We start from the raw sequence: 12,123 nt of genomic DNA, 5'->3' as shown, positions 1-12,123 counted from the left end.
TAAAGTAAAAATCGATTTGTGAATACCGAAACCCAATTAGTAGCCGATTTAAAGTCTGAAAGCACACGTCATGTGGCTTTCAACGATTTGGTATCGCAATACAAAGAGCGACTATATTGGCATATTCGGCATCTTGTTAAATCACATGACGATACAGATGATGTGTTGCAGAATACCTTCATAAAAATTTATCGCAATATTGATAATTTTAAAGGTGATAGCAAATTATTTTCTTGGATGTACCGCATTGCAACTAATGAAGCCTTAACATTTATTAATAAGCGCGCTAAACAGATGCAGATCACCAATGAGGAAGTTCAGGATCTAGCTATTGCAAATCTGCAAGCTGATGTTTATTTTGAAGGGGAAGATATTCAACTAAAATTACAGCGTGCTATTGCTAGATTACCAGAAAAGCAACAACTCGTTTTTAATATGAAGTATTTTCAAGAATTGAAATATAAAGACATGTCTGAAATATTAGAAACTAGTGAAGGTGCTTTAAAAGCATCTTATCACATTGCGGTTAAAAAAGTAGAAGACTACTTACTGAACGATTAAACCTTTTTAAGAATTTTGAGTCTAAACAGTAATGAACAACAGTAAATTACATACTATTAAAAAATCAGGTTTTAAAACACCAGATAATTACTTCAAGAATTTTGAGGAAACGCTTTTAAGCGAAATAGCTCTCAAAGAACAAAGTAAGTCATCGGGTTTTAAGGTACCAGAAAATTATTTTGAAACTTTCAAAGTACCAAAACTGGATATAGTTTCAGAAGAGAAAACGGAAACAAAAGTTATCCCGCTCTTTTCTAAAAAAACCTGGCTCTACGCTGCTAGTATTGCTGCTATTGCCATTTTAGTGATAAGTTTGCCAGATTTTAATAAACCGGTTAGTTTCTCATCATTAGATAATGAAAGTATTGAAGATTATATACTTTCAAATGATTACGAATCATCAACCTTAAACAATCTTATTATTGATCCTTCAGCTTTTGAAGATGCTATTTACACAGACGCTTTAAGTGATGTGTCACTAGAAAGTTATTTGTATAACAATTCAGAATTAGAAGATCTTGAATAAAAATAAAACATACGGAATGAAACAGACAATTTTAATATTAGTAACTGTATTATTAAGCACAGTTGGCTTTTCTCAAAATCGTGATGACCATCATGAAAAAATTAAAACCTTGAAAGTAGCTTATATCACTGAAAAATTAAACCTGACACAAACGGAAGCACAGAACTTCTGGCCTATTTATAATAAGTTTGAGGAAGATCACAATAAACTACGCAACGACGTCTCAGATAAACGAAAAGATATTGATATGGAAAATTTAACGGAGAGCAACGCCAAGAGTTTAATAAAGGAAATGGAATTGCTTTACGAGAAAAGATATCAGTCTTATCAGAAATACATGAAAGACTTACAAACCGTTTTACCTGCTAAAAAAGTTGTTCTACTAAAAAAAGTGGAAGATGATTTTAAGCGTAAAATGTTTGAAGAATACAAAAACCGACACGGAAAGTCGAAAAACACACCTTAATAAAAAAGCAGCTAATTGGCTGCTTTTTTATTATCGTTTAAAAACGAGTTTACTAACCCTTCCTTGTCCAGATGCATAAGCAACACTGTCATTTAAAAAACGAATGGAATAAAACCCTTCATCTGACAGATGCGTCCATGTTGTACCATTATCATTGGAGTAATCCATGCCTTTAAATCCAACAGCTAATAATTCTTTACCGTCACTATTTGGAATATACTGGACACAACTACGGTAACTAGGCTCTTTATTTTCAGCAACCAATTTCCACGTTTTTCCGCCATCTATAGTCCGAATTTTATTTGCTGAATTATCGTCAGGCTTAGTATAATCACCTCCAATTGCAAAACCAGTCATCTCATCATAAAAATCAATAGAATACATACCTGTTGTCTCTAAACCTTGAATAATAGGTGTCTGAATAGCTTCCCAAGTTTCACCTTTATCTTCAGAATATAATACCGTACTTACCTTTCCTCCTGTTGCAACCCATGTTTTTGATCCTTTTACCACAATGTTGGTATTGCTCGCTGCAAATGCGGCGGAACCATTGCTTACATCTGGTAACACATCACAGGGAATTTTTTGCCACGTATTACCAGCATCTCTCGTGATAATAATGCTTAAACAAGTATCTGTTGCGTCACCTATGGCAATACCTTCTTGCTTATTCCAAAATGCCATAGCATCATAAAACACCTTCTCATGAACTTCTTTATAAACTAATTCCATAACTCCAGAATTAGATGTTTTAAATAACAGCGCAGGGTTTCCAACATTTAACATGAAAAAATCTTCAGAATTATTCCCAATCGCTCGAAACTCTAAATCAAGTGAATCATGAGTCTGTTCAGAAACCAACCATGTATCCGATTCCATATTATATAATCCATAGGTGTTTTTATTAGCGCCAAAGGCTAAGCTTTTAGAATCTAGTATTTCTAAAGCACGAATACTCAAGGTTGAATCTTCTAAAATCGTTTCAATTTCAACGCTTGAAATAGGTAGTAAAGGCTTTTTTGAATCGTTCTTACAAGCTACCATTGTAAGGACTACTAGTACTAGAAGCAAATTTCTCATGATTGATTATTTTGTATAAAAATAGAAAAGCTAAACGAATATTTAGATAAACTTCCAAAGAAATAAACTTTGTGTACCTTTGCATGCTTTTAAATAACTAAAAAGTATACCGATAAAGTTTCAAAAAACAATTTCGGAATACAACATATATATACAGAATGCGATTACACAGAAACTTATGTTTTGCCGTTATAGATGGTTTAACACTTATATTTAATGAAGGGAAATATGCTGATAAAGTCATACAGCAATTATTAAAACGCGATAAACGTTGGGGCAGTCGTGATCGTGGTTTTGTAGCAGAAACTACATACGAAATTGTAAGATGGAAACGCTTATATTCTGAAATAGCAGAAGTAAAAGAACCGTATAGTCGTGAAGATTTATGGCGTGTTTTTGCTGTTTGGGCAACGTTGCGTGGTATTAAATTACCCGATTGGAAATATTTTGAAAACACACCTTTACGTAAAATTAAAGGCCGTTTTGATGAACTTTCTAAAATTAGAAAATTCAAAGAATCCATTCCAGATTGGATGGATGAGTTAGGCGTTAAAGAATTAGGCGAAGCGGCGTGGACTAAAGAAATTGCTGCTTTAAATGAGCAAGCAGATGTTATTCTACGTGTCAATACGCTTAAAACGACCAAGGAAAAACTACAAGCTGAATTATTCGATTTAGAAATTGATACGGAATTCATTAAAGATTACCCAAATGCTTTAAAATTAAAAGAACGTGCCAATGTGTTTACATCAGATGCGTTTAGAAACGGACATTTTGAAGTACAAGATGCATCATCGCAACTGGTTGCTGAATTTTTAAATGTGGAACCGGGAATGCGCGTGGTAGATACCTGCGCTGGTGCTGGAGGAAAAACATTGCATATAGCATCCTTAATGGAAAACAAAGGACAAATTATTGCATTAGATATTTATGCCAATAAACTGAATGAATTAAAACGTCGTGCAAAACGAAATGGCGCTCACAATATTGAACCAAGACATATTGATTCTACGAAAGTCATCAAAAAACTATATGATAAAGCAGATCGTGTTTTAATTGATGCACCGTGTTCTGGTCTAGGCGTTTTACGAAGAAATCCAGATGCGAAATGGAAATTAAAACCTGAATTTTTAGATAAAATAAAAATTACACAACAAGAAATTCTTCAACAGTATTCACGAATTGTAAAGTCTGGTGGACAAATGGTTTATGCCACCTGCTCCGTTTTACCTTCTGAAAACCAGAATCAAGTGGAAACATTTCTAGCTTCGGAAGCTGGAAAAGATTTTACATTTGTAAAAGAGAATAAAGTATTAGCATCGAAAACTGGTTTCGATGGATTTTATATGGCCTTACTTCAAAAAAAATAAAAAATTAATAGCATGAAAAAATTTTACACCCTACTCGTTTTATTAATCAGCACTGTTGCTTTTGCACAAATTCCAGCTAACTACTACAGCACAGCAACTGGAACTGGTTACACATTAAAAACACAGTTAAAAACCATTATAACAAATGGTCATAGCCCTAAAACTTACGATCAATTATTCAATTTAGCAACTGGCTATAGAGCTTCAGATGTAGACGATTTTTATGAAAACGATGGTTCTGTTATAGACATGTATTCTGAAAATCCTATCTCAACAGATCCATACAATTACAGTTATTACGCAAACCCTTCAGATAAATGCGGACAATATAATAGCGAAATGGATTGCTATAATGGAGAACATTTAATGCCACAAAGTGTGTATGGAAGCGCTATGCCAATGGTTGGAGATATACATCAAGTAATCCCTACAGATGGCTATGTAAATAATGGGAGAGGAAGTTTAGCTTTTGGTGAAACAAATTCGGCAAGTAACACTTATATGAATGGTTCTAAAAGAGGAACTAGTAGTGTTTCTGGTTATACAGGGACTGTTTTTGAACCAATAGACGAATTTAAAGGAGACATTGCAAGGTGTCTTTTATACTTTGCTGTTCGTTATGAAAATCAAGTTGCTTCATGGAACCATGCCATGTTAAACAACACAAGCGATCAAGTTTATGAAGATTGGTTTATTGCTTTATTATTAGATTGGCATAACAACGATGCTGTAAATCAAAGAGAAATAAACAGAAACAATGCTTCATATATTCACCAAGGAAATAGAAACCCTTTTATTGACAATCCTGGTTATGCCAATTTAATTTGGAACCCAACTCCAGATACAGAAGCACCTTCAATCCCTACTACCTTAATAGCATCCAATCCAACGGATAATACTATTAATTTAAATTGGACAGCTTCAACAGATAATGTTGCCGTTACTTCTTACGATATCTATGTTGAAGGTGTTAATTCGTTCAGTACATCTGGAACTAATTTTACAGTTCCTGGTTTAACAGCAGACACCAACTATTGCTTTACCATTAAAGCGAAAGATGCAGCTGGAAATGAATCTGGTTTTAGTAACCAAGCTTGCGAAACCACTACAGATAATGGTGTAGGTGTTAATTGCATGGCTGAAACGTTTGAGAGTATTCCTGCAAACGTTGGCAATTACGATACAAGAAATTGGACGGGTGACAATGGTGGAGACTGGACGGCTACAGATGCTAGAACAGATCAATCTATAACAAGTAGAGCTATTACAATTAGAAACGGAAGCCTTACTGCTCCTACTGCAACTGGAGGCATTGGTAGTTTTACCATATCCACTAAACGTGTGTTTGGAGGTTCTGGTGGAACTTTTAATTTGAAAGTGAATAATACAATTGTTGGCACTATTGCATATGGCGATCAAGATGCTGTGCAAACTATTACTATTCCTAATATAAATGTTGAAGGATCTGTTTCAATTGTCATTGATGGAAATAGTAGTACAACCAATAGAGTTGCTTTTGATGATTTATCATGGACATGTTATACGAATTTAAGCACGGACGATTTTGCAGTTTCTAATATTAATATATATCCAAACCCTGTAAAAAACAGTTTAAATATTAACTTAAATAACCCGAAACAAACCCAAATAGATATTTATAATGTTCTTGGCAAAAAGGTAATTTCTAAAGTTATCTATAAATCTGATATAATTAATACAGAACAATTAAGTAGTGGTATGTACATTATTCGGATTAAACAAAATGAAACAACCATAAGCAAAAAGCTTATTAAAAAATAAACTTCAAAAAGCGACTTTAACGAGTCGCTTTTTTTATGGTTAATAACAGCGTGGATAACTCGCCATTTTCAATAATAGAAATAGTAATTATTACGTTGAAAAAAAGTAAATTTGCATTTTAAACAACCTGCCAGACGAATAGGAAGGCAACTATAACTCATACATAATGATTCATTTCTTCGGAAACCAAAACAGTAAAATATTTGCTGTTCAAGCAACAAAAGAATTATCAACCGAAACCACATCTAAATTAATGTGGTTGTTTGGCAACCAGCCAAAAATAGAACAAGCATCTCTAGATGCTTTTTTTGTTGGACCTCGCGCTGCCATGATTACACCTTGGAGTACCAATGCTATGGAAATTACGCAAAACATGGGTATTGAAGGCATTATCCGTATTGAAGAGTTTCAAGCGGCTGATGAAGATTTCAAGGATTACGATCCTATGATTTCAGAAAAATACAACGGGTTACATCAAGATTCTTTTTCTTTTGATATCAAGCCAGAAGCTATTTTAAATATTGATGATATTTCAGCTTACAACCAACAAGAAGGCCTAGCTTTAAATGATGAAGAAATAGCATACCTAGAAGGGGTTTCAAAAAAAATAGACAGACCATTAACTGATTCTGAAGTTTTTGGATTTTCGCAAGTGAATTCAGAGCATTGTCGCCATAAAATTTTCAATGGCACTTTTGTAATTGATGGTGAAGAAAAACCAAGCTCACTTTTTAAATTAATAAAAGAAACATCCAAACAACACCCAAACACAATTGTTTCAGCATATAAAGATAACGTAGCTTTTGTAAAAGGACCACGAGTGGAACAGTTTGCACCTAAAACAGCTGACAAACCAGATTTTTATCAAATAAAAGAATTTGATTCTGTTATTTCGCTTAAAGCAGAAACACACAATTTCCCAACAACCGTCGAGCCTTTTAATGGTGCTGCAACAGGTTCAGGTGGTGAAATTCGCGATAGATTAGCAGGCGGAAAAGGTTCATTACCATTAGCTGGAACAGCTGTTTATATGACAGCATATTCGCGATTAGAAGAAAAGAGATTTTGGGAAGAAAAAATGGAAGCACGTCCGTGGTTGTACCAAACACCTATGGATATTTTAATAAAAGCATCTAATGGTGCTTCAGATTTCGGAAACAAATTCGGGCAACCACTTATTTGTGGTTCTGTTCTAACATTTGAGCACGAAGAAAATGCCGCATCTAGCGATGCAAAAGCAAGGAAATTGGGCTATGATAAAGTTATTATGCAAGCTGGTGGAATTGGCTATGGCAAAGCAGATCAAGCACTAAAAGACACGCCAAAAGTTGGTGACAAAATTGTAATTCTTGGTGGTGAAAACTACCGAATTGGAATGGGTGGTGCAGCTGTTTCATCAGCAGATACTGGAGAATTTGCTTCTGGAATTGAATTAAATGCCGTTCAGCGTTCCAACCCAGAAATGCAAAAACGCGCCGCAAATGCGGTTCGTGGTATGGTGGAAAGTGATGAGAATTTTATTGTTTCTATTCACGATCATGGTGCTGGTGGTCACTTAAATTGTTTAAGTGAATTGGTTGAAGACACTGGAGGTAAAATTGATTTAGATAAATTACCTGTTGGAGATCCTACCCTCTCGGCTAAAGAAATTATCGGAAACGAATCGCAAGAACGTATGGGCTTGATTATTTCTGAAAAACATATTGAAACCTTACAAAAAATTGCAGAGCGTGAGCGTTCGCCAATGTACACAGTTGGTGATGTTACAGGTGATGATCGTTTTACTTTTGAGTCTAAAACCACGGGTGAAAAACCAATGGATTTAGCGTTGGAAGATATATTTGGAAGCTCGCCTAAAACCATCATGACAGACAATACAGTTGTCAGAAAATATAAGAATCCAAGATATAAATCGAAAAACGTACTCATCTATTTGGATCAAGTTTTACAGTTAGAAGCTGTGGCTTGTAAGGATTGGTTAACCAATAAAGTAGATCGTTGTGTTGGTGGAAAAGTGGCCAAGCAGCAATGTGCTGGACCTTTACAGTTACCCTTGAATAACTGTGGCGTCATGGCTTTGGATTATAAAGGAAAAGAAGGTATTGCAACTTCTGTTGGTCATGCACCGATTTCAGGATTAATTTCACCAAAAGCTGGTAGTAGAAATGCCATTACAGAATCACTTACCAATATTATTTGGGCTCCTTTAAAAGATGGATTGAAAAGTGTTTCTTTGTCCGCCAATTGGATGTGGCCTTGTAAAAATGAAGGTGAAGATGCACGGCTTTATGAAGCTGTTGAAGCCGTTTCAGAATTTGCTATCCATTTAGGAATTAACGTTCCCACTGGAAAAGATTCGCTTTCCATGAAGCAAAAATATCCGAATGAAGACGTTATTTCTCCAGGAACGGTTATTATTTCAGCTGCTGGAAACTGTAATGATATTACGAAAGTTATAGAACCTGTTTTTCAAAAAAATGCTGGAAACATCTATTATATCAACATATCCCAAGATGATTTTAAATTAGGTGGAAGTTCATTCAACCAAACCTTAAATGCCATTGGAAATGAAACGCCAGATGTAACAAATCCAGAATTTGTAAAAACCGTTTTTAATACGATTCAGGATTTAATTAAAGCTGATAAAATTGTTGCAGGACATGATGTGGCTTCAGGTGGTTTAATCACGACACTTTTAGAAATGTGTTTTGCAGATGTGAATTTAGGAGCCGAATTAAACCTAACTGACTTGGCTGAAGCGGATTCTATAAAACTCTTTTTCTCTGAAAATGCTGGAATTGTTTTTCAAGCCGCTGATGATTCAGTTGAACAACTATTAACAGACGCAAATATTGAATTCTTCAATATAGGAACCGTTCAAGGTAGTGATGTATTAAGCATTATTAATGATGATGAAGTTTTCACATTAACCATTTCAAGATTACGTGATGTTTGGTATAAAACATCCTTCCTATTGGATCAAAAACAAACAGCAAACGGCTTGGCACAAGACCGATTTGACAACTATAAGAATCAGCCATTAGAATATATTTTCCCTAAACATTTCACCGGAAAACTTCCTGTCATTCAGAACGCAAAAGAAGAATCTAAACCAAAAGCGGCTATTCTGCGTGAAAAAGGTTCAAACTCTGAACGCGAGATGGCAAACGCCATGTATTTAGCTGGATTTGATGTAAAAGATGTTCACATGACCGATTTAATTTCTGGTCGTGAAACACTTGAAGACATTCAGTTTATTGGCGCTGTTGGTGGTTTTTCAAATTCAGATGTTTTAGGTTCTGCTAAAGGTTGGGCAGGTGCTTTCAAATACAATGAGAAAGCCAATACAGCTTTAAAGAATTTCTTTAAACGTGAAGACACACTTTCAGTAGGTATCTGTAATGGCGCACAACTTTGGATGGAACTCGAGTTGGTAAATCCAGAGCATGATACACATGGAAAGCTAACCTATAATAACTCCAAAAAACACGAAAGCGCGTTTACTTCTGTAGAAATCCAGAAAAACAATTCTGTTATGTTATCCAGTTTAGAAGGATGCAAATTAGGCGTTTGGATATCTCATGGTGAAGGTAAATTTAGTCTACCAAACAAGGAGAAAGATTATAACATCGTCGCTAAATTTGGTTATGAAGGTTATCCTGCGAATCCTAATGGTTCAGATTTTAATACAGCCATGATGTGCGATACTACAGGAAGACATTTAGTAACCATGCCACATATTGAGCGATCAACATTCCAATGGAACTGGGCAAATTATCCAGAAGGCAGAAAAGACGAAGTTTCGCCTTGGCTAGAAGCTTTTGTGAATGCTAAAAAATGGATTGAGAATAAATAATTCAAAAGTATAATTAATTACTAATCAAGGAGCTTGGATATTTCAAGCTCCTTTTTTTGTGTAGTTATTTTAATATCAGTTTTTTTTCATAATTTGCAAGTCTTCAAACTTCATATAAACATGACTCAAATTACCAGAATTTTTGATTTTCCACAACATCAGTTGGAAACATACAATTTAGATAAAGCCCTTACATCCAAAAAAAATGGTAAATGGGAGTCTATTTCCTCACAAGAATATGTAGATCAGTCAAATGCTATAAGTCGTGGATTACTGCGCCTAGGAGTGCAACCAAACGATAAAATTGCTGTTATTTCAACCACAAACAGAACGGAATGGAATGTTATGGATATTGGTATTTTACAAATTGGTGCTCAAAATGTGCCTATTTATCCAACAATTTCCAAAGAAGACTATGAATATATTTTAAATCATTCTGGAGCCACCTATTGCTTTGTTTCAGATGAAGATATTTTAGAAAAATTAAATGACATCAAGGGCCAAACAAAATTAAAAGCCGTTTATACATTTGATGATGTTGCTAATGAAAATAGCTGGGAAGATATTTTAGAATTAGGAAAAGATACGACTAATCAAAATGAGGTTGACGATAGAAAAGTAGCCGTAACCACAGAGGATTTAGCCACGCTTATTTATACATCGGGAACAACAGGACGTCCTAAAGGCGTCATGCTATCTCATAAAAACCTAGTGTCCAATGTATTAAATAGTGAAAAACGTGTACCATTTGATTATGGCCATTCTAAATCATTGAGCTTCCTTCCTGTTTGCCACGTTTTTGAACGGATGATTTTGTACCTATATCAGTATTGTGGTGTGGAAATTTATTTTGCCGAATCTATCGAGAAAATGAGTGATAATCTCAAAGAAATTAAACCTAATGTAATGACCGCTGTACCACGTCTTTATGAAAAGGTTTTTGACAAAATAGTCGCTAAAGGAGGCGAATTATCAGGAATTAAAAAGGCGCTTTTCTTTTGGGCTGTAGATTTAGGATTGAAATACGAACCATATGGTGCTAATGGTTGGTGGTATGAAACACAACTAAAATTGGCTAGAAAACTAATTTTTAGCAAGTGGAAAGAAGGATTAGGAGGTCAATTGGATTTAATGGTATCAGGTAGCGCGGCATTACAACCACGATTAACACGTGTTTTTGCAGCTGCTGAAATGCCAATCATGGAAGGTTATGGCTTAACTGAAACCTCACCTGTTATTTCCGTAAACGATATGAGAGACGGAGGTTTTCGCGTAGGAACCGTTGGTAGAGTTATTGATCAAGTCCATGTGAAAATTGCAGACGACGGTGAAATTTTAGTTAAAGGACCAAATGTGATGATGGGATATTTTAAAGATCCTGAAAAAACAAAAGAAGTGATGACAGGTGACTATTTCCACACGGGCGATATTGGCGAAATTGATCCAGATGGTTTCCTAAAGATTACAGATAGAAAAAAAGAAATGTTTAAAACGTCTGGTGGTAAATATGTAGCACCAGCATTATTAGAAAATAAATTTAAACAATCGCGTTTTATTGAACAAATCATGGTTATTGGTGAAGGTGAAAAAATGCCAGCTGCTTTAATTCAGGTTAATTATGAATTTGTTGAGGAATGGGCAAAACGACACAACCATCCCTTAAAATCTAAAGACGATATCCCTTCAAGCCAAATTTTGCGAGATCGTATTCAAGAAGAAATAGATGAAGCTAACCAAAAGTTTGGTCATTGGGAACAAATTAAAAAGTTTGAAATAACACCCGATGCATGGACCATTGAAGGCGGACACTTAACGCCTACTATGAAAATGAAACGAAAGGTTATTAAAGAAATTTACAAAGACCTCATCGAAAAAATATACCGTCCTTAAATAACAAACTCCTAATTCTTTAGGAGTTTTTTTTTGTCCAATAACAATGTTAAAATTTTACAATTTGTTATGCGTGCATAATAAATTTTTACTATATTTGGATTCCAATAAGCAAATATGAAGGATAAAACCATCGATTATATATTTAGAACCACATGGTTAGCTATTAATAAAATGTATAACGAAGAGGCTGCAAAATTTGAGACAAGCATGTCTACAGGGTTTGCATTATTAAGTATAGACCCTGAACACGGCACAGCAAGTACTTCATTAGGTCCTAAAATGGGCATGGAAGCTACAAGTCTTTCTAGAACATTAAAGATCATGCAGGATAAAGGACTCATTGAGCGAAAGCCAAACCCTGAAGATGGTCGTGGTGTTATTATTCACTTAACCGAATTTGGTCGTGAAAAACGTGCCTATTCAAGAGAAAAAGTTTTGACTTTTAATGACGCTATTCGTAAAAATGTTTCAGCAGAAAAATTAGAAAGCTTTTATGAAGTTGCTGACATTATCAATAATATGATATCTAACAAGAAAATTTACAATCAAAAAGAACACAATCCTAAATAAT

At 34.8% G+C, this 12,123-nt stretch carries 9 protein-coding genes; 8 read left to right on the top strand and 1 reads right to left on the bottom strand.

The features are described from left to right. Nucleotides 1-18: 18 nt before the first annotated feature. Genes ES675_RS14910 through ES675_RS14900 form a run of 3 tightly spaced genes read left to right on the top strand, consistent with a single transcriptional unit; the run spans nucleotide 19 to nucleotide 1,553 of the window. Nucleotides 19-561 (top strand): RNA polymerase sigma factor, encoded by a 543-nt coding sequence (locus ES675_RS14910; protein ID WP_066252723.1) that lies wholly within the window; start codon nucleotides 19-21, stop codon nucleotides 559-561. A gap of 31 nt (nucleotides 562-592) precedes the next feature. Next, complete coding sequence (locus ES675_RS14905) at nucleotides 593-1,087, top strand: hypothetical protein (protein ID WP_066252726.1); 495 nt, start codon at nucleotides 593-595, stop codon at nucleotides 1,085-1,087. Between the two features lie 16 nt (nucleotides 1,088-1,103). Continuing rightward, entirely contained in the window at nucleotides 1,104-1,553 is a 450-nt protein-coding gene (locus tag ES675_RS14900; protein ID WP_148367536.1) for a sensor of ECF-type sigma factor, read from the top strand. Between the two features lie 30 nt (nucleotides 1,554-1,583). Here the strand turns inward: ES675_RS14900 and ES675_RS14895 are convergent, their stop codons facing one another. Next, the gene (locus tag ES675_RS14895; RefSeq protein ID WP_066252233.1) at nucleotides 1,584-2,633 is read right to left on the bottom strand and encodes a WD40/YVTN/BNR-like repeat-containing protein; all 1,050 of its coding nucleotides are present in this window, start codon (nucleotides 2,631-2,633) and stop codon (nucleotides 1,584-1,586) included. Between the two features lie 158 nt (nucleotides 2,634-2,791). Between ES675_RS14895 and ES675_RS14890 the strand changes: the two genes are divergently transcribed. The 5 genes from ES675_RS14890 to ES675_RS14870 all read left to right on the top strand — a co-directional run bounded on the left by ES675_RS14890 (nucleotide 2,792) and on the right by ES675_RS14870 (nucleotide 12,122). Beyond that, the gene (locus ES675_RS14890) at nucleotides 2,792-4,003 is read left to right on the top strand and encodes an RsmB/NOP family class I SAM-dependent RNA methyltransferase (RefSeq protein ID WP_066252230.1); all 1,212 of its coding nucleotides are present in this window, start codon (nucleotides 2,792-2,794) and stop codon (nucleotides 4,001-4,003) included. Between the two features lie 12 nt (nucleotides 4,004-4,015). After that, nucleotides 4,016-5,803: an endonuclease gene (locus ES675_RS14885; protein WP_066252229.1), complete on the top strand. Its 1,788-nt coding sequence runs from the start codon at nucleotides 4,016-4,018 to the stop codon at nucleotides 5,801-5,803. Nucleotides 5,804-5,969: 166 nt separating this feature from the next. Then, nucleotides 5,970-9,659, top strand: coding sequence for a phosphoribosylformylglycinamidine synthase (gene purL / locus ES675_RS14880; RefSeq protein WP_066252227.1), 3,690 nt, complete (start codon nucleotides 5,970-5,972; stop codon nucleotides 9,657-9,659). Between the two features lie 120 nt (nucleotides 9,660-9,779). Beyond that, nucleotides 9,780-11,549, top strand: coding sequence for an AMP-dependent synthetase/ligase (locus ES675_RS14875; RefSeq protein WP_066252225.1), 1,770 nt, complete (start codon nucleotides 9,780-9,782; stop codon nucleotides 11,547-11,549). 117 nt (nucleotides 11,550-11,666) lie between these two features. After that, complete coding sequence (locus ES675_RS14870) at nucleotides 11,667-12,122, top strand: MarR family winged helix-turn-helix transcriptional regulator (protein ID WP_066252223.1); 456 nt, start codon at nucleotides 11,667-11,669, stop codon at nucleotides 12,120-12,122. The last annotated feature ends 1 nt before the right edge of the window (nucleotide 12,123 follow it).

Source organism: Algorimicrobium algoritergicola, from assembly GCF_008086165.1.
GTDB classification, from domain to species: domain Bacteria; phylum Bacteroidota; class Bacteroidia; order Flavobacteriales; family Flavobacteriaceae; genus Algorimicrobium; species Algorimicrobium algoritergicola.
The sequence above is the reverse complement of the archived record's forward strand: the minus strand, read 5'-3'. Positions and strand labels throughout refer to the sequence as shown.

Bases quoted from the DNA above. Each gene is read 5' to 3' on its own strand.
- purL (WP_066252227.1), top strand. From the start codon at position 5,970: ATGATTCATTTCTTCGGAAACCAAAACAGTAAAATATTTGCTGTTCAA.
- ES675_RS14870 (WP_066252223.1), top strand. From the start codon at position 11,667: ATGAAGGATAAAACCATCGATTATATATTTAGAACCACATGGTTAGCT.
- ES675_RS14905 (WP_066252726.1), top strand. From the start codon at position 593: ATGAACAACAGTAAATTACATACTATTAAAAAATCAGGTTTTAAAACA.
- ES675_RS14895 (WP_066252233.1), bottom strand. From the start codon at position 2,633: ATGAGAAATTTGCTTCTAGTACTAGTAGTCCTTACAATGGTAGCTTGT.
- ES675_RS14875 (WP_066252225.1), top strand. From the start codon at position 9,780: ATGACTCAAATTACCAGAATTTTTGATTTTCCACAACATCAGTTGGAA.
- ES675_RS14885 (WP_066252229.1), top strand. From the start codon at position 4,016: ATGAAAAAATTTTACACCCTACTCGTTTTATTAATCAGCACTGTTGCT.
- ES675_RS14890 (WP_066252230.1), top strand. From the start codon at position 2,792: ATGCGATTACACAGAAACTTATGTTTTGCCGTTATAGATGGTTTAACA.
- ES675_RS14900 (WP_148367536.1), top strand. From the start codon at position 1,104: ATGAAACAGACAATTTTAATATTAGTAACTGTATTATTAAGCACAGTT.